Here is a 16857-nt window from a genome sequence, read left to right on the forward strand (position 1 = left end):
CCACTTCCCTCTCGCAAAGCTGGTGACGTATATCAACGGCGCGGCAAAAATGCGACTGGAGCCGACACAGAAATTAACCACCTTGTGGTGAACGGAAAAGCCAAGCGGCAACGGGACTGAGACATGCAATATGTGAGTACGCGCGGGGAAGCACCGGCGCTTGGATTTTCCGATGCCGTGCTGGCGGGGCTGGCACGCGATGGCGGGCTTTACGTGCCGCGCGAGTGGCCGCGGTTTTCCGCCTCCGAGATCCGCGCCATGCGCGGCCTTGCGTATCCCGACCTTGCCATCCGCGTGCTGTCGCCGTTCCTTGGCGGTGAAATCGCAGCACCGGTCTTCGAACGCCTAGTCCGCGAAGCCTATGCCACCTTCCGCCACGAGGCCGTCTGCCCGCTGGTGCAGACCGGCTCCAACACCTTTGTCCTCGAACTCTTCCACGGGCCGACGCTGGCGTTCAAGGATGTGGCGATGCAGTTGCTCGCCCGGCTGATGGACCATGTGCTTGCCGAACGCGATCAGCACGCCACCATCGTCGGCGCCACGTCGGGCGATACCGGCGGCGCGGCCATCGACGCCTTTGCCGGGCGCAGCCGCACCGACATCTTCATCCTGTTCCCGCATGGCCGCGTTTCGCCGGTGCAGCAGCGGCAGATGACGACCTCGAAAGCCGAAAACGTCCACGCGCTGGCGATCGAAGGCAATTTCGACGACTGTCAGGGCCTGCTCAAGGACATGTTCAACGACCACGCTTTCCGTGACCGGGTGGCGCTGTCGGGGGTCAATTCGATCAACTGGGCGCGTATCATGGCCCAGATCGTCTACTATTTCTCCTCGGCGCTGTCGCTCGGCGCACCGGACAGGCCGGTGTCGTTCACCGTGCCGACCGGCAATTTCGGCGATATCTTCGCCGGCTACGCCGCCAAGAAGATGGGCCTGCCGATCGAACGGCTGGTCATCGCCACCAACGACAATGACATATTGGCGCGCACCTTCGCGACCGGCGAATACCGCACCAAGGGTGTCTTTGCGACCACTTCGCCGTCGATGGACATCCAGGTGTCGTCGAATTTCGAACGCCTGCTGTTCGAGGCCTCGAACCGCGACGCCGCGACCGTGCGGCGCTACATGGATGGCCTGAAGCAATCCGGCGCCTTCACTATAGAAGCCCGCGAAATCAATGGGATGCGGTCTGAATTCGACGCCGGCCGCGCCACCATGGACGAGGTCGCCGCCACCATCCGCTCGACGCTTGCGGCCAGCAATTATCTTCTGGATCCGCATACCGCCGCGGCCGTGCATGTCGCGGCCGGCAAAGCGTCGGGCACCGTCCCCATGGTGGTGCTGGGCACCGCCCATCCGGCAAAATTCCCGGCCGCCGTCGAGGCCGCCAGCGGGGTTTCGCCGGCCCTGCCCGCATGGCTAGGGGGATTGATGACATTTGAGGAAAAATACACGGTACTTCCATCCGACCTGAAAATGGTGGAAGATTACGTCAGCCGCCGCGCGCGGGCGGCGCGTTAGGGAGTACGAGCCATATGGGTGTTGAGGTAAGCCGTCTGTCGAACGGCCTGACAGTCGCCACCGAAACCCTTCCAAGTATCGAATCGGTTGCCTTGGGTGCCTGGGTCAAGTCCGGCGCCCGCAATGAACGTGACGACGAGCATGGCATGGCCCATCTGCTCGAGCACATGGCGTTCAAGGGCACGAAGCGGCGGACGGCCTTCGAAATCGCCTCGGAAATCGAGGATGTCGGCGGCGAGATCAACGCCGCCACAAGTGTCGAGACCACCTCCTACTATGCCAGGGTGCTGTCCGACGACGTACCGCTGGCCGTCGACATCCTTGCCGACATCCTGCAGGAGTCCGAATTCGACCCGCAGGAACTCGAGCGCGAGCAGCACGTCATCCTGCAGGAGATCGGCGCCGCGCACGACACACCAGACGATATCGTCTTCGACCGTTTCACCGAGACGGCCTTTCGCCACCAGACCATCGGCCGCTCGATCCTGGGCACGCCGGAAACCGTCAAATCCTTCACCTCCAAGCAATTGCACGATTTCATCGAACGCCAATATGGCGCCGAGCGGATGGTGATCGTGGCTGCCGGCGACATCAAGCACGACAATTTCGTGCGCGAGGTCGAGAAGCAGCTCGGCGGCTTCCGCAGCAAGGCCGACAGCACCATCCCGCAATACGCGCAATATGTCGGCGGCGATTTCCGCGAGGACCGCGACCTGATGGACGCGCAGATCGTGCTGGGCTTCGAAGGCCGTGCCTATCACGTGCGTGATTTCTACGCCTCGCAGGTGCTGTCGATGATCCTCGGCGGCGGCATGTCGTCGCGCCTGTTCCAGGAAGTCCGCGAGAAACGCGGCCTGTGTTACTCGGTCTATGCCTTCCATTGGGGCTTTTCCGACACCGGCATTTTCGGCGTCCATGCCGCGACCGGGCAGAGCGACATCGCCGAACTCGTGCCTGTCATCATCGACGAGTTGCAGAAGGCCGGCGAGAACATCCTGCAGGAAGAGCTGGACCGGGCGCGTGCCCAGTACCGCGCCGGGCTGATCATGTCCGCCGAAAGCCCAGCCAGCCGCGCCTCGCAGATCGCACGGCAACTGCTTTTGTTCGGCAGGCCGATCGCCAAGGAGGAATTGATGGAGCGCCTGTCGGCGCTGACGATCGAGCGGCTGACCGACCTGTCGTCGCGGATGTTCTCGACCAAGCCGACGCTTACCGCTGTCGGGCCTGTGGGTACGCTGGCACCATATGAGGCGATCCTCGATTCGCTTCCGGGCACGCAGACCACGGCCCGCAAGCTCGCCGTCTAAGCCCCCCAAGCGTCGTGTTCGCGCTCCCTTTCTTTCGCCGTGACCTGCCGGCGCTGAAGGGCAACCTCGTCACGTTGCGCGTGCCATTCACCAATGACTTCCGTGAGTGGTCGGCGCTGCGCGGCGAAAGCCGGGCCTTCCTGGAGCCGTGGGAACCGCGCTGGACGCCCGACGAACTCGACCGCACCGCATGGCGCCTGCGCATCAGCCGCTACCGCGAAGACTATGCACAAGGAACCGCGATTGCCTTCTTCATCTTCGAGAAGTCGAGTGGCAAGCTGGCCGGCGGCATCACGCTCGGCAACATACGCCACGGTGTCTCGCAAAGCGGCCATGTCGGCTACTGGATCGGCGAGCGCTTCGGCGGGCGCGGGCTGATGACCGACGCGGTCAAGGTCGTGGCACGCTTCGCCTTCGATACGCTGAGGTTGCACCGGATCGAGGCGGCCTGTATTCCCGACAACATCAGGTCGATCCGCGTGCTTGAAAAAGCCGGATTCCGACGCGAAGGACTGTTAAGATCCTATCTCAGGATCAACGGTATCTGGCAGGACCACTACCTCTACGCCCGGATCGCGGACGATCCGCTGGCCGCAGGAACGAAGGACTGATTTTTGACGAATTTCCTGCGAAACGGGCCGCTGTTCGCCTTTGTCCTCGCGGCAATCCTGACGCTGTGCGCGGCTTCGTCGGCCTTTGCCGTCGAACCGATCAAGATTGCCCGCGACGACGTCGCGCTCGACCTGTCGCGCGCCTTCGAGATCTACCGCAACCAGGGCGAAAACTTCCAGGTATCGACCGCGCCCGGGCCGGACGGCATCGTCCGGCGCATCGAGGTCGAGGCCAATGACGCGCGCTCGACCGGCGACTGGGCGGTGTTCGCGCTGGCCAACACCACCGACCAGCAGCTCGACAGGTTGATCGTGGCGCCGCATTTCCGACTGGTCAATTCCGGCATCTTCTGGCCCGATCTAGGCGCCACCCGCATTGCCGCGATCACGCCCAGCGAGGGCTTCGCGCTCGACCGCCAGACCAGCCCCGACGCCGATGTGTTCCGGGTGACGCTGAACCCCGGCACGGTGATCACCTTCATCGCCGAACTCGCCTCGCCCAAGCTGCCGCAGGTGTATCTGTGGGAGCCGGAAGCCTACAAGGACTCGGTCAATTCCTACACGCTGTTTCGCGGCATCGTCATCGGCATTGCAGGCCTTCTGGCGCTGTTCCTGACCATCCTTTTCGTCGTCAAGGGGACCTCCATGTTCCCGGCGACCGCAGCCCTTGCCTGGGCAGTGCTTGCCTATATCTGCGTCGATTTCGGCTTCCTCAACAAGGTCATCGAGATTTCGCCCGGCAATGAGCAGATGTGGCGAGCGGGAACGGAGGTGGCGCTGGCGGCGACTTTCGTGGTCTTCCTGTTTGCTTATCTCAACCTCAATAGATGGCACGGCCATTTCAGCTATGGCGCCCTGGTCTGGATCCTTGGGCTGGTGCTGATTGCCGGCGTCGCCATCGTCGATCCGGCGGTTGCCGCCGGCATCGCCCGCATATCCTTTGCCGCCACCGCTCTCACCGGGCTCGGCCTGATCATCTTCCTCGGGATTCGTGGTTATGATCGTGCGATCATGCTGGTGCCCAGTTGGGTCATGGTGCTGTTGTGGCTATGCGGGTCGTGGATGGCGATCACCGGCATGCTCGACAACGACATCGCCCAGCCGGCGCTCGGCGGCGGGCTGATCCTGATCATCCTGTTGATCGGCTTCACCGTCATGCAGCACGCCTTTGCCGGTGGCGCGCTGCACCAGGGGCTGTTCTCCGACCTCGAACGCCAGGCGCTGGCGGTTGCCGGATCGGGCGACACGGTGTGGGATTGGGACGTGCTGCGCGACCGCGTCGTCACGAAGCCCGATGTCAGCATCCAGCTCGGTCTCGCGCCCAACAGCCTCGGCGGTGCGGCGCGCAACTGGCTGCCGGTGCTGCATGCCGACGACCGCGACACCTTCCGCACGACGCTCGACGTGGTGCTGGAGCATCGCCGTGGCCGGGTGTCGCAGAATTTCCGCCTGCGTGGCGCCGATGGGCATTATCACTGGTTCAACTTGCGGGCGCGCCCGGTCATCGGATCGGATGGCGAGGTCATCCGCTGCGTCGGCACCATGGTCGACGTCACCGAGCAGAAGAAGTCCGAGGAAAGGCTGCTGCACGACGCCGTGCACGACAATCTGACCGGCCTGCCGAACCGCGAATTGTACATGAACCGGCTGGAAGCGATCATCTCGATCGCACGCACCGAGGAGAAGGTGCGTCCGACCGTCTTCGTCATCGATATCGACCGTTTCAAGCAGGTCAATGACGGGCTCGGCATCTCGGCCGGCGACACCATCCTGCTCACCATAGCGCGCCGCCTGCACCGGCTGTTGAAGCCGAAGGATTCGCTGTCGCGTTTTGCCGGCGACCAGTTCGCGCTGATGCTTTTGTCCGAACAGGATCCTGCCCGCATCGCCGGTGTGGCGGATGCCATCAAGCATGCGATCAACAACCCGATCACCTTTGCCAAGCGCGAGATCGTGCTGACCGCCTCGATCGGCTTGATCACCTGGACTTCGGCGCAAACCTCGGCCGAGGACATGGTCAAGGACGCCGAGCTTGCCATGCATCAGGCCAAGCGTTTCGGCGGCGACAGGATCGAGCCGTTCCGCCCGGCCTTCCGCACCGTCGGCACCGATCGGCTGCAGTTCGAATCCGACCTGCGGCGCGCCATCGAGCGGCGCGAATTCACCCTTGCCTACCAGCCGATCGTGCGGCTGGAAGACGGCAGCGTCGCCGGCTTCGAAGCCTTGCTGCGTTGGGACCATCCGCGCCGCGGCATGATCCCGCCGGCCGATTTCATCCCCGTCGCCGAAAGCTGCGGGCTGATCGTGCAGCTTGGCCTGTTCGCCATGCAGCAGGCGGCCGAGGATCTCGCCGGATGGCAAAAGCAGATCGGCGATGCGCCGCTGTCGGTCTCGGTCAACCTGTCCAGCCGCCAGCTCATCCGCCGCGACCTGGTCAGCGATGTCCGCTCCGTCATCGCAAGGGCCAATCTGAAGCCACGCTGTTTCCGGCTCGAACTCACCGAGTCCCTGGTGATGGACAATCCCGAGCAGACCGCCCACGTGCTGACCAAGCTGAAGCAGCTCGGCATCGGCCTGTCGCTGGACGATTTCGGCACCGGCTATTCGTCGCTCGCCTATCTGACGCGTTTCCCGTTCGACACGATCAAGATCGACAAGAGCTTTGTCGACGACAGCACGCCCAAACGGGCCGTACTGCTCAAATCCATGGTCAACATGGCGCATGAGCTTGGCCTGTCGGTGGTCGCCGAGGGCATCTCGGACGAACGCGATGCGCTGGAACTGCGCCAGATGGGCTGCGAGTATGTGCAAAGCTTCATGTTCGGCGCGCCGATGCCAGGCGACCAGGTGCTGAAGACGCTGAAGGAACAGTATCCGCTGACGCAGGCTTAGAGGCCGTTTGGAAACTCTACTCCTGCGGCCATCTGATGGCGCTTTCTGCGCTTTCTGCGCTTCCGGTGCTCACGTACCAAAAGTACGCTCCGCTCCGGTTCTCGAAATCACCATCATATGACTCGCATGAGCGAGTTTCGAAACGGCCTCTGCGTCGGCTTAATGGGTCAGGCGTGCCCAGCGGCGAGGCTGAGATGGGCAAGGTCGATGCCGATCGAGGCGAGGATGCGATCGTATTTGCGCTCTATGTCGGCGTCGAACAGAAGCTCGGGGCTGGCCGGGCAGGTCAGCCAGCCATTCTCGGCGATCTCGGTTTCAAGTTGGCCCGCACCCCAGCCGGAATAGCCGAGCGCCATCAGCGCGTGACGCGGGCCGCGGCCCGACGATATGGCGCGCAAAATGTCGACGGTCGCGGTCAGGCAGATGTCGTCGGAAACGGTCAGCGACGATTCCACGCGGTAGTCGCCAGAATGCAGGACGAAGCCCCGGCTGCGATCGACTGGGCCGCCATTGCGCACGACGAAATCGCGTGCCTGTGCCGGCAAGCGGATCGCCTCCTGCTCGTTCATGATGCCGAGCTGCACCAGGAGGTCCGGAAACAGCATCTGCTGTGTCTGGTTGATGATCAGGCCCATCGCGCCTTCATCTGAGTGTGCGCAGATGTAGATGACCGAGCGCGTGAAACGATCGTCCTTCATGCCGGGCATGGCAATCAGGAACTGATCGTCGAGAAAGCCGCGCCCAGCGGCTGTCTTCTTGTGGCGCAACAAATCCATGACAGGGAAGGTACCGTGTTTCCCGGGCGCCGAAAGATGCGCCGCGCCGGATTCGACCAAAGCCCATGGGGCCAGGCCGCCGTGGCTTGCCAGCAGGGGTCACGCAAATATGATACCGGGACGGCCATGAAATCATTGCGAAGCCACGAACGGACGATCAAATCACCGCCATGCAAAGCTTGAAAATCCTGCTGCTCGGCGCCGCCATCGGATCGGCGGCCGTCCTTCCCGCCTCCGCCTCCTCGTCCGCCTGGTACAACAGCGAAGGCGGCAAGGTGCGGCTGGTGACATCAGGCAAACCCGACGAGGCCGGCCGCATCCAGGGTGTTCTCGACATCGCGCTCAAGCCCGGCTGGAAGACCTATTGGCGCGATCCGGGCGACGCCGGCGTGCCGCCGCAGCTCGACATTTCGGCCAGCACCAACATCGCCGATGCCACACTCTCGTTTCCGGCACCCCAACGCCATGACGATGGTTATGGCAAATGGGCGGGCTACAACTATCCGATCTCGCTGCCTGTGACCTTCACGCTGGCGACACCGAACCAGCCGGCAGTCATCGATGCCGACATCTTTCTCGGCATTTGTGAAACGATCTGCATCCCCGTGCAGACACGACTGACCGTCGACCCCACTTCCGATCCTGACAATGCCGACGACGCAGCCCTGGTGAAGGCGAGTTTCACGGCGTTGCCGGCGCCGGCAAAGCCTGATTTCGGCATCAACGTGCTGCCGGGCGATCACGAAACGCTGGTTGTCGAGGCGAGCTTTCCCGGTGACCCGGAGGCAGCGGATTTCTTCGTCGCCGGCGAGCGGGACTATATGTTCGGCACCCCTTCCCGCAGCGAGAAGGACGGCAAGCTGATCTTCACGGTGCCGATCCTCGATCGCCCTTCGACGACGCCCACGGATGGTGGACTTCACTACACGCTGACCAGTTCGGCGGGCGCCGTCGAAGGGCTTTTGCCTTTCCCTTGATCCAGCTTGCCCGAACGGTTGCAGGACGCCGCCGAGTTCGCTACGCAAGCAGGCATCCTTCCCATCCCCCAAGCGAGGAACTCATGACCATTTCCGTTGGCGACAAGCTGCCCGAGGCGACCTTCAAGACGATGACCGCCGACGGCGCCAAGGCGATCACGTCTGCAGAGATTTTCCCGGGCAAGAAGGTGGTTCTGTTCGGTGTTCCCGGCGCCTTCACGCCGACCTGCAGCAACAACCATCTGCCCGGCTATCTCGAAAACCATGACGCCATCCTGGCGCGCGGCGTCGATACCATCGCCGTCGTTTCGGTCAACGACGTCCATGTCATGGGCGCCTGGGCTCGCTTCACCGGCGGCGAGGGCAAGATCCTGTTCCTCGCCGACGGCAGTGGTGATTTCGCCAAGGCGGTCGGCCTCGACAACGACCTTTCCGCAGGCGGCATGGGCCTGCGCTCGAAGCGGTTTTCAATGATCATCGACGACGGCAAGGTCACCGCGCTCAATGTCGAGACCAAGCCCGGCGTCGACGAGTCCGGCGCGGCGCATATTCTCGGACAGCTCTGAGCTTCAACGGCCGCATCGGGCGAGGCCGCAACGGCCGACCTCGCCCGACAACCGCTTGCGCTCCAGAACTGCCGGCTTTCGGGGGGATCCCAACAATGTTCGACGTCTTCTGGCGTGCTGTCGCGATCGGGATCGGTGCTACCGTGCTGATGGATCTCTGGGCCATCTTCCTGCACAAGGCGTTCGGCCAGCCCCGGCCGAACTGGGGACCGGTCGGCCGCTGGGTCTGGCATCTCACCGACAAGGTCTTTCACAACGATATCGGCGAGGCAGAGCCTTACGCGCATGAAGTCGCGCTGGGCTGGGCGTTTCACTATTTCGTCGGCATCGTCTACGGCATCATCCTGGTCGTGGTGGCTGGCGCGAGCTGGCTTGCCGCGCCGACCTTCCTGCCGGCCTTCATCCTGGGCATCGTCACCGTCGGCGCCGGCTGGTTCCTGCTGGCGCCCGGCATGGGCGCCGGATGGGCAGCTTCGAAGCGGCCCAATCCCATGCAGATCCGGGCGCTCAACCTGGTCTCGCACACAGTGTTCGCGCTCGGGCTCTGGGGCACGGCGCTGCTGATACGTTGACGGCTCAGGGCTGCTCAGGGCTGCTCAAGCCTGTCGATCGGCCGCCATCCGTGGATGACGTGGCGCGCGCCGATATCGTAAGCAAAATAGTTGCCACCGCCTGCTGGTTGATCCGCGTCGCGGCTGATCTCCCGTCCGCTGAGTGACAGCAGCAGGAGCGTTCCAACGCCTCCATGGCCAATGAGAGCGATGTCGCCGGCCTCATCACCGGCGAGCACGGCGCTGGCCTCACGCACGATACGGTTCTGGGCATCGATGGCTCGCTCCCAGCCGCGAATACTGCTGTCCGGTTTGGCGAAGAACTGATTGGCGACCGCCTCAAACTCGAGCGGCGGCAGAAAGCCTGTCGCGGAGCGGTCATTCTCGTGCATGCGCTCCCTCACCTCGACCGCGAGGTGGAGATGCGCTGCGAGGATCTCCGCAGTCTCTGTCGCCTTGCGCTCGCCCGACGACACGATACGCCGGATTGAACCGACCCATGGCTGATCGAGCATGGCAACGGCTCTCGACCGTCCGATGTCGGACAGCCCCCATTCCGGCACGGGAATGGGGGCGTCGACCTGAACCTGGGGATGCGTGACATAGTAGAGGATCGGCACGATCGAGGTTCCTGCCTGAAAGCGGATCGCTGCCGGAATTCAATAACTCTGGGTCGAACGACGCGCCTTCGTGGCCGCCGGCTGCTTCGGCTGAACATCCGGCTTCGGCGCTGAAGCTGCAGGCTTGAAAGAGCCTTTCTTGAACGGCGCCATGCCCTCCCGTGCCAATTCGTCGGCGCGCTCATTCTCGGCGTGGCCAGCATGGCCCTTGACCCAGTTCCAGGTGACCTTGTGGCGGCGGTTGGCTTCGTCCAGCGCCTGCCAGAGCTCACCGTTCTTGACCGGCTTCTTGTCGGCGGTCTTCCAGCCGTTCTTCTTCCAGCCATGGATCCACTTGGAAATGCCGTCCATGACATATTTGCTGTCGGTGTGAAGCTCGACCGTGCAAGGCTCCTTCAGCGCATTGAGCGCCGAGATGGCCGCCAGCAACTCCATGCGGTTGTTGGTCGTTTCGGCTTCGCCACCGGAAAGCTCCTTGGTGGTGCCGTTGAAGCGCAGGATTGCACCCCAGCCGCCAGGGCCTGGATTGCCAGAACAGGCGCCGTCGGTGAAGATTTCAACCTGTTTGCTCATGATACCCTATATTCGGCCAATCCATATTCCGAAGCAGATTTGATTGCCCGATGGAACCGCATCCGCCTGATGTATTCGGTCGGATCGCGTTTCATGACCAGGCCGCCATCGGGAACGGTCAGCCAGTCGTAGAGCCGGGTCAGCATGAAGCGCAATGCCGAACCGCGCGCCAGCATCGGCAATGCCGCCTTTTCCTGATCGCTCAGCGGACGCACGCTCTGATAGCCGGCGAGCAGCGCCTTGCCCTTGGTGAGATTGAAGGAAAAATCCTTCTCGAAGCACCAGGCGTTGAGGCAGGTGGCGACGTCGTATGCGTAGAGATCGTTGCAGGCGAAATAGAAGTCGATCAGGCCGGAGAGTTTTTCGCCCAGGAAAAAGACGTTGTCCGGGAAAAGATCGGCATGGATGATGCCCGCCGGAAGGCCCTTCGGCCAGTTCCGCTCGAAATCGACGAAGTCGGCGTCGACCTCGGCCGCCAGGCCCGGCTCGACCTCGTCGGCCCGATCGCGAGCTGCGTTCCAAAGCTTGCGCCAGCCGTCGATGGCGAGCGCGTTGGGACGGGTCATCGGAAAATCGGCGCCGGCAAGGTGCAGGGCGGCCAGCGCCTTGCCGACCTCGGCGCAATGCGTTGCCGTCGGCCGCCGTAGCGAAAGCCCTTCGAGAAAGGTAATGATGACCGCCGGCCGGCCGGCCAGCGAGCCGATGACACTGCCGTCATGCGCGATCACCGGCAGCGGGCAGGACACGCCCTTGTTGGCGAGATGACCCATCAGCCCGAGGAAAAACGGCAGATCCGCCTTCTCGACCCGCTTTTCGTAAAGTGTCAGGATGTAGGAGCCGGTCGACGTGTGCAGCAAAAAATTCGAATTCTCGGTGCCCTCGGCGATGCCCTTGTAGGACAGGAGATCGCCGACCGGGTAGTGCTTCAGGAAAGCGCCGAGTTCGCCCTCCGCAACGTCGGTATAGACCGCCATCTGGCTTACGCGGCCCCATTGACGAAGGCCATGTCGGCCGGCGTCAGTTCGACATCGCGCAGTACCCGCATGACCGGAAAATCCTCTGTTTCAGTGGCCGTGATGGCGAGGTCGATGGTGACATCGAAGCGCTGGCGGAACGCGTCGATGATCTCGTCGACGATGATCTCCGGCGCCGATGCCCCTGCCGACAGGCCGAGCGTCGAAATGTTGCCGATGTCATTCCACGGAATCTCGGCCGCGCGCTGCACGAGAAGCGACATGGTGGCGCCGGCACGCTCCGCCACTTCGACAAGGCGGCGCGAATTGGAGGAATTAGGAGCGCCGACAATCAGATAGAGATCAGCGCCCGGGGCGGTGTCCTTGACCGCCTCCTGGCGGTTGGTGGTGGCGTAGCAGATCGATTCCGCCGCCGGCGCCTGCAGGTCGGGAAAGCGCTCTTTCAGCGCACGGATGATGCCGGCAGTGTCCTCGACCGACAGCGTGGTCTGGGTGACGAAGCCAAGCGCCTTTGGATCGGCAGGTTCAAGCCTGGCGGCATCGGCCTCGGTCTCGATCAGCGTGACCGCGCCCTCCGGCAATTGCCCCATCGTGCCGATCACCTCGGGGTGGCCGGCGTGGCCGATCAACAGCACATGGCGGCCAAGCCGCTGATGGCGCATCGCTTGCTTGTGGACTTTGGAAACCAGCGGACAGGTGGCGTCGAGATAGAACAGCTTGCGCGCCTGGGCATCCGCCGGCACCGATTTCGGCACGCCATGCGCCGAGAAGACGACCGGCGACTGCCGGTGTTCGGCCGGGATCTCGGAAAGCTCCTCGATGAAGACGGCGCCGAGGCTTTGCAGTCCTTCGACGACGTAACGGTTGTGGACGATCTCGTGGCGGACATAGACCGGCTTGCCGTATTTCTTCAGCGCCAGCACGACGATCTGGATGGCACGGTCGACGCCGGCGCAGAAGCCGCGTGGCTGGCAGAGCCGGATCGTCAGCGGAGGCTTGGTGGTTGTCTGAAGCATTAAATCCTGGCCGGTTCGTCAGCGCCGAAATGAGGTGCCTACCCCTGTTCTGTCAAGAGTGGGCCCTGTCAAGGGTGTCGCGCGTTCATTCCTCTTTCGCGGGACGGCGAAGCCGCAGGATGAGCACGGCGGCGAGGGCCGCCGCAAGCCCATACCAGGTGACGGCATATTGCAGGTGGCTGTTCGGCAGGTCGATGATGGTGACGCCTCCGATGGGCAGACCGCCGGGATTGGGCGTCTTGTCGGCATCGATGAAGATCGGCACCAGCGTGAACCCGGCCGGCAGGCCGGCGCTCGCCGCCATGACGTCGCGGTCCTTCCAGTAGAAGATGTTCTTGGCCACGTCATTGTCGGGAAGCATCATCGACGGCTTTGCCGGCAGCGGATTGCGGGCAAGCCCGGTGATGGTCACCTTGCCTGTGACCTGCCCCTTGGCGCGCTTGGCGGGGTCCTTCAGATCATAGGGTATGAAACCACGATTGATCAGCACGAAGCGACCATCGTCGAGGGCAAGCGGCGTGTAGACGTTGAAGCCGGCATCACCCTCCCAGGTCGCGTAGAAATGCCGCTCGCCTGAATGCAGGAACGTGCCGGAGACCGTGACCGGGGTGTAGTCGACGTCCCCCGTCGAGGCGAATTCCTTCTCGACCTCGGCCAATGGGCGTGGCGCCGAATGGGTGCGCTGGTCGATGGTCTGCAGGAGACCTTCCTTCCAGTGCAGGCGCTGGACCTGCCAGGTGCCGAGCGCCATCAGGATCAAAAGCAGCACCGAGCCAAGGCCGAGCAGCAATGCCGATCGTGGCCGTGAACGGCCGCTTTCCTTGATGGATGCCTCGCTCATTCGCCGCGGTCCAGCCGGCCTTCGGCCGCCTTGTTGGCATATTGCAGGGTGAGCAGCACGCCCTTGATCAGCCGCAGCGCTGTCAGGCACAGCACCAGGGCCAGCGGAATCCAGATCAACAGATGCAGCCAGAGCGGCGGGCTCAGCGTCACTTCCACCCAGAGCGCCAGGCCGACAATGATGAAGCCGATGATCAGGATGACGAAGACCGCCGGCCCGTCGCCGGCATCGGCGAAGGAATAGTCGAGGCCGCAATTGACGCAGCGTTTGCCGACGGTGAGGAAACCGGAAAACAGCCGCCCCTCGCCACAGCGCGGGCAACGGCCATGCAGGCCAGCCGAAATCGGTTCGATCGGAGGCCAGATCGCCTTGTCTTCAGTCATGGATAGGGCCGTCGCTCATTGCTTATTGCTCGATCTCGATCGGTGTGCCGTCGGCCACCAGTGCCCAGATTTCGTCCATGTCGGAGTCCGTAACGGCAATGCAGCCATCGGTCCAGTCGACCAATTGAAGCAGCCAGCCCCACCAGCCGAAACCATTCGGCTGGCCATGGATCATGATCATGCCACCGGCGTCGACATTGCGCGCCGTCGCGGCCGCCAGATCCTCGGCATTGGGATAGGAGATGTGGATCGATCTGTGCGCGATGCTGTCGGGGTTGCGCCAGTCGAGGACATAACGACCCTCGGGCGTGCGCTGGTCACCCTCCTGGTGTTTGTGGCCGACGGGATCCCCACCGAGCGCAATGCCGTAGCTGCGCAGGACCTTGCCGTCGCCGATCAGTTCCAGCAGCCGTTCCGCCTTGTGGACACGCACCAGATCGACCGAATCAGCCGCATGGGCCGGGAACGCCAGGAGGATGAATGCGCAAATCGCCCAGGGAGTTGTCAGCCGCATGGGCAATCGATCGACGATCATTGCGCCGAAACGAAGAAGGCGGCCACGTCGCCGCAGCCGCCTTCCCGAAATCGAAATCCCAAAGACTGGATCAGTGGCCTTCGATCACCGCGCCGGCAGATCCCCAGACATAGATCGCAGAGAACAGGAACAGCCAGACCACGTCGACGAAGTGCCAGTACCAGGCGGCGGCCTCGAAGCCGAAATGCTGCTTGGGGGTGAAATCACCCTTCATCGCCCTGACCAGGCAGACCAGCAGGAAGATGGTGCCGATGATGACATGGAAGCCGTGGAAGCCGGTCGCCATGAAGAAGGTGGCGCCGTAGATGGAATCCTTGAAGCCGAACGGAGCGTGCATGTACTCGTAGGCCTGCACCATGGTGAACAGCATGCCGAGGCCGACGGTCAGCACCAGGCCGTTGATCAGGCCCTTGCGATCGCCATGGATGAGCGAATGGTGCGCCCAGGTGACCGTGGTGCCCGACAGCAGCAGGATGATGGTGTTGTAAAGCGGCAAATGGAAGGGATCGAGAACCTCCATGCCCTTTGGCGGCCAGACGCCACCGGTAAATGTGTGGCGCGCGTAGTTCTGCGCCTCGCCGGCAAAAAGGCTGGCGTCGAAATAAGCCCAGAACCAGGCGACGAAGAACATCACTTCCGAGGCGATGAACATGATCATGCCGTAGCGCAGATGCAGCGACACGACGCGCGTATGATGGCCCTCATGCGCTTCCTTGATCGTGTCCGACCACCAGGCGAACATGGTGTAGAGGACGATCACCAGGCCGATGAAGAACAGCCACGGATTGGCGATATTGAAGCCGAAGATCGGGAAGGTGCCGCCCTTCAGGTACTCCATAAGGCAGACGCCGCCGAAGGCCATGACGAGCGCCCCTATCGAGCCCAGGAAAGGCCACGGGCTCGGGTCGACGAGATGATAGTCATGCTGTGGTTTTGCGTGCGCGTCTGCCATATCAACCCCCGAGATTTGCTTCGGTATTGGAAATTGTCTTGCTGTTGCCCTGGACCGGCTCCGAGGAGGCGACCGGCTTGGTCTTCTCGACCGGGAACATCGTGTAGGACAAGGTGATCGTCTTCACGTCCTTCAGTTCCGGCACATTGACGATATCGGGATCCACGTAGAACAGGACCGGCATGTCCAGCGTCTCGCCGGGCTTCAGCGACGTATCGGTGAAGCAGAAGCACTCGACCTTGTTGAAATACGGACCCGCCAGCTCCGGCTGCACGTTGAAGGTGGCGCGACCGGTGACGGGGCGATCGAACTTGTTGGTCGCCTGATAATGCGCCTGCACGGTCTCGCCGATCTTCATGGTCATCGAGCGCTGGACCGGCTGAAATTCCCACGGCACGCCGGCAATATTGGCATCGAAGCGCACCGTGATCTCACGATCGAGCACGCGGCCGGCATACTGCTTCTCGGCACGCTGCGTCTTGCCGCCATAGCCTGTCGCCTGGCAGAACATCTTGTAGAGCGGCACGGCGGCATAGGCCATGCCGATCATGCCGGTGAAGAAGGCAAGGCAGACCGCCGCGACGATGGCGTTGCTGTTCCTGCCGGCCGGCTTTTGGACATCTCGACGCTCATCACATCGTGCCCAGATTGTGGCCGAACTTGACGATCGTCGCGATGTAGAAAATGACGACCAGCGCCGCCAGCGCCACGCCTATGGCGATGGATCGGCTGCGTTGGGCCTTCTTCTGGCGATCGGTCAAAGTGACCGTTTCAAGTTTTTCCTCGACCATGGTCATGCCCCACCCATGGCAAGTGCGCGTTCGACAACGCTGTCGGCCAGGTAGGCAGCGAAGATGGCGAAGAGATAAAGCAGCGAATAGGCAAACAACGCCTTGGCCGGCTTCATGGCGCGATCGTCGTCGGCCATGCCGAGTACTTTCCACGCATACCAGACAAAGCCAACGCCCAGCAGCACGGAGGCCACGCCATAGATCGGCGTGGTGTAGCCGAGCAACCACGGCAGCACGCCGACCGGAGCCAGCACCAGCGCATAGGCGAAGATCTGACGGCGGGTCGACGCCTCGCCGGCGACATTGGGCATCATCGGGATGCCGGCGCGCCCATAGTCCTCGGACTTGAACAGCGCGAGCGCCCAGAAATGCGGCGGTGTCCACAGGAAGATGATCAGGAACAGGATGATGCTTTCGAGGCTGACCGACCCGGTCACCGCGGCCCAGCCAATGACCGGCGGGATGGCACCGGCAGCACCGCCGATGACGATGTTCTGCGGCGTCCAGCGCTTCAGCCACATCGTGTAGACGACGGCATAGAAGAAGATGGTGAAGGCCAGCAGGCTCGCCGACAGCCAGTTGACCAGCACGCCGAGCGTCATCACCGACAGCACCGACAGCACCAGGCCGAAGGTCAGCGCCTCGTGCGGCTGGATGCGGCCGGACGGCACCGGACGGCTGGCCGTCCTGGTCATCACAGCGTCGATGTCGGCGTCGTACCACATGTTGAGCGCGCCCGAGGCGCCGGCGCCGATGGCAATGGCCAGGATGGCGATCACCGCCAGCAGCGGGTTGATGGTCACGGGTGCGGCGACCAGCCCGACAAAGGCGGTGAACACCACCAGCGACATGACGCGCGGCTTCAGCAGGGCGAAGAAATCGCCCGCCGTCGCTTCCGACATGCGGAAGCCCGCTTCGTCAATGCTGGTTTCGTCGACTAGGGCCATGCGTACTCAAGTCCATCATTCCGT

19 protein-coding genes are annotated in these 16857 nt (G+C 63.0%); 7 read left to right on the forward strand and 12 right to left on the reverse strand.

Annotated features, from left to right (window positions below; genetic code table 11):
* Positions 1-123 precede the first annotated feature (123 nt).
* From thrC to AC0V7N_RS30105, 4 genes are read left to right on the forward strand one after another with little or no spacing between them, the layout of a single operon-like run.
* Positions 124-1521: a threonine synthase gene (thrC, locus tag AC0V7N_RS30090; protein WP_475451821.1), complete on the forward strand. Its 1398-nt coding sequence runs from the start codon at positions 124-126 to the stop codon at positions 1519-1521.
* Between the two features lie 14 nt (positions 1522-1535).
* Positions 1536-2828 (forward strand): M16 family metallopeptidase, encoded by a 1293-nt coding sequence (locus tag AC0V7N_RS30095; RefSeq protein ID WP_027041484.1) that lies wholly within the window; start codon positions 1536-1538, stop codon positions 2826-2828.
* 14 nt (positions 2829-2842) lie between these two features.
* Positions 2843-3439 (forward strand): GNAT family N-acetyltransferase, encoded by a 597-nt coding sequence (locus AC0V7N_RS30100; protein WP_475451822.1) that lies wholly within the window; start codon positions 2843-2845, stop codon positions 3437-3439.
* Positions 3440-3442: 3 nt separating this feature from the next.
* Positions 3443-6331: an EAL domain-containing protein gene (locus AC0V7N_RS30105; RefSeq protein WP_172231349.1), complete on the forward strand. Its 2889-nt coding sequence runs from the start codon at positions 3443-3445 to the stop codon at positions 6329-6331.
* A 167-nt stretch (positions 6332-6498) separates the two neighbouring features.
* On the opposite strand, the gene AC0V7N_RS30110 is transcribed toward AC0V7N_RS30105, so the two are convergent.
* Positions 6499-7107 (reverse strand): YqgE/AlgH family protein, encoded by a 609-nt coding sequence (locus AC0V7N_RS30110; protein WP_027046619.1) that lies wholly within the window; start codon positions 7105-7107, stop codon positions 6499-6501.
* Positions 7108-7277: 170 nt separating this feature from the next.
* On the opposite strand from AC0V7N_RS30110, the gene AC0V7N_RS30115 reads away from it, so the two are divergent.
* From AC0V7N_RS30115 to AC0V7N_RS30125, 3 genes are all read left to right on the forward strand, one after another.
* Complete coding sequence (locus AC0V7N_RS30115) at positions 7278-8084, forward strand: protein-disulfide reductase DsbD domain-containing protein (protein WP_475451823.1); 807 nt, start codon at positions 7278-7280, stop codon at positions 8082-8084.
* An 83-nt stretch (positions 8085-8167) separates the two neighbouring features.
* Positions 8168-8650 (forward strand): peroxiredoxin, encoded by a 483-nt coding sequence (locus AC0V7N_RS30120; RefSeq protein WP_475451824.1) that lies wholly within the window; start codon positions 8168-8170, stop codon positions 8648-8650.
* A 95-nt stretch (positions 8651-8745) separates the two neighbouring features.
* Positions 8746-9222, forward strand: coding sequence for a DUF2938 domain-containing protein (locus AC0V7N_RS30125; protein ID WP_475451825.1), 477 nt, complete (start codon positions 8746-8748; stop codon positions 9220-9222).
* A gap of 14 nt (positions 9223-9236) precedes the next feature.
* On the opposite strand, the gene AC0V7N_RS30130 is transcribed toward AC0V7N_RS30125, so the two are convergent.
* From AC0V7N_RS30130 to AC0V7N_RS30180, 11 genes are all read right to left on the reverse strand, one after another.
* Positions 9237-9821, reverse strand: a complete 585-nt coding sequence (locus AC0V7N_RS30130; protein WP_475451826.1) for a histidine phosphatase family protein — start codon at positions 9819-9821, stop codon at positions 9237-9239.
* Positions 9822-9860: 39 nt separating this feature from the next.
* Positions 9861-10394, reverse strand: coding sequence for a ribonuclease HI (gene rnhA, locus AC0V7N_RS30135; RefSeq protein WP_475451827.1), 534 nt, complete (start codon positions 10392-10394; stop codon positions 9861-9863).
* The gene (locus AC0V7N_RS30140; RefSeq protein WP_475451829.1) at positions 10391-11368 is read right to left on the reverse strand and encodes a homoserine kinase; all 978 of its coding nucleotides are present in this window, start codon (positions 11366-11368) and stop codon (positions 10391-10393) included. Before AC0V7N_RS30140 ends, rnhA begins: the two co-directional genes overlap by 4 nt.
* Positions 11369-11373: 5 nt before the next feature.
* A complete protein-coding gene (gene ispH, locus AC0V7N_RS30145; RefSeq protein ID WP_475451830.1) occupies positions 11374-12384 on the reverse strand; it encodes a 4-hydroxy-3-methylbut-2-enyl diphosphate reductase in 1011 nt (336 codons plus the stop codon).
* A gap of 85 nt (positions 12385-12469) precedes the next feature.
* Complete coding sequence (locus AC0V7N_RS30150) at positions 12470-13225, reverse strand: SURF1 family protein (protein WP_475451831.1); 756 nt, start codon at positions 13223-13225, stop codon at positions 12470-12472.
* Positions 13222-13608 carry a DUF983 domain-containing protein gene (locus AC0V7N_RS30155; protein ID WP_475451832.1) on the reverse strand — a complete coding sequence of 129 codons (387 nt, stop codon included), beginning with the start codon at positions 13606-13608 and terminating at the stop codon, positions 13222-13224. Before AC0V7N_RS30155 ends, AC0V7N_RS30150 begins: the two co-directional genes overlap by 4 nt.
* A gap of 22 nt (positions 13609-13630) precedes the next feature.
* Positions 13631-14122: a L,D-transpeptidase family protein gene (locus AC0V7N_RS30160; RefSeq protein WP_475451833.1), complete on the reverse strand. Its 492-nt coding sequence runs from the start codon at positions 14120-14122 to the stop codon at positions 13631-13633.
* Between the two features lie 91 nt (positions 14123-14213).
* Positions 14214-15095, reverse strand: a complete 882-nt coding sequence (locus AC0V7N_RS30165) for a cytochrome c oxidase subunit 3 (protein WP_475451834.1) — start codon at positions 15093-15095, stop codon at positions 14214-14216.
* 1 nt (position 15096) lies between these two features.
* Positions 15097-15744, reverse strand: coding sequence for a cytochrome c oxidase assembly protein (locus AC0V7N_RS30170; RefSeq protein WP_475460553.1), 648 nt, complete (start codon positions 15742-15744; stop codon positions 15097-15099).
* A complete protein-coding gene (locus AC0V7N_RS30175; protein WP_258584926.1) occupies positions 15728-15892 on the reverse strand; it encodes a cytochrome c oxidase system small membrane protein in 165 nt (54 codons plus the stop codon). The genes AC0V7N_RS30170 and AC0V7N_RS30175 overlap by 17 nt, the downstream gene beginning before the upstream one ends.
* Complete coding sequence (locus AC0V7N_RS30180; protein ID WP_027041466.1) at positions 15889-16833, reverse strand: heme o synthase; 945 nt, start codon at positions 16831-16833, stop codon at positions 15889-15891. Before AC0V7N_RS30180 ends, AC0V7N_RS30175 begins: the two co-directional genes overlap by 4 nt.
* Positions 16834-16857 lie beyond the last annotated feature (24 nt).

It is taken from the genome of Mesorhizobium kamtschaticum (assembly GCF_056174585.1).

What these genes read in the sequence shown, in the direction of transcription:
- thrC (WP_475451821.1), top strand. Translation starts at nt 124, where the DNA reads ATGCAATATGTGAGTACGCGCGGGGAAGCACCGGCGCTTGGATTTTCC.
- AC0V7N_RS30095 (WP_027041484.1), top strand. Translation starts at nt 1,536, where the DNA reads ATGGGTGTTGAGGTAAGCCGTCTGTCGAACGGCCTGACAGTCGCCACC.
- AC0V7N_RS30110 (WP_027046619.1), bottom strand. Translation starts at nt 7,107, where the DNA reads ATGGATTTGTTGCGCCACAAGAAGACAGCCGCTGGGCGCGGCTTTCTC.
- AC0V7N_RS30115 (WP_475451823.1), top strand. Translation starts at nt 7,278, where the DNA reads ATGCAAAGCTTGAAAATCCTGCTGCTCGGCGCCGCCATCGGATCGGCG.
- AC0V7N_RS30120 (WP_475451824.1), top strand. Translation starts at nt 8,168, where the DNA reads ATGACCATTTCCGTTGGCGACAAGCTGCCCGAGGCGACCTTCAAGACG.
- AC0V7N_RS30125 (WP_475451825.1), top strand. Translation starts at nt 8,746, where the DNA reads ATGTTCGACGTCTTCTGGCGTGCTGTCGCGATCGGGATCGGTGCTACC.
- rnhA (WP_475451827.1), bottom strand. Translation starts at nt 10,394, where the DNA reads ATGAGCAAACAGGTTGAAATCTTCACCGACGGCGCCTGTTCTGGCAAT.
- AC0V7N_RS30140 (WP_475451829.1), bottom strand. Translation starts at nt 11,368, where the DNA reads ATGGCGGTCTATACCGACGTTGCGGAGGGCGAACTCGGCGCTTTCCTG.
- ispH (WP_475451830.1), bottom strand. Translation starts at nt 12,384, where the DNA reads ATGCTTCAGACAACCACCAAGCCTCCGCTGACGATCCGGCTCTGCCAG.
- AC0V7N_RS30150 (WP_475451831.1), bottom strand. Translation starts at nt 13,225, where the DNA reads ATGAGCGAGGCATCCATCAAGGAAAGCGGCCGTTCACGGCCACGATCG.
- AC0V7N_RS30155 (WP_475451832.1), bottom strand. Translation starts at nt 13,608, where the DNA reads ATGACTGAAGACAAGGCGATCTGGCCTCCGATCGAACCGATTTCGGCT.
- AC0V7N_RS30160 (WP_475451833.1), bottom strand. Translation starts at nt 14,122, where the DNA reads ATGCGGCTGACAACTCCCTGGGCGATTTGCGCATTCATCCTCCTGGCG.
- AC0V7N_RS30165 (WP_475451834.1), bottom strand. Translation starts at nt 15,095, where the DNA reads ATGGCAGACGCGCACGCAAAACCACAGCATGACTATCATCTCGTCGAC.
- AC0V7N_RS30175 (WP_258584926.1), bottom strand. Translation starts at nt 15,892, where the DNA reads ATGACCATGGTCGAGGAAAAACTTGAAACGGTCACTTTGACCGATCGC.
- AC0V7N_RS30180 (WP_027041466.1), bottom strand. Translation starts at nt 16,833, where the DNA reads ATGGCCCTAGTCGACGAAACCAGCATTGACGAAGCGGGCTTCCGCATG.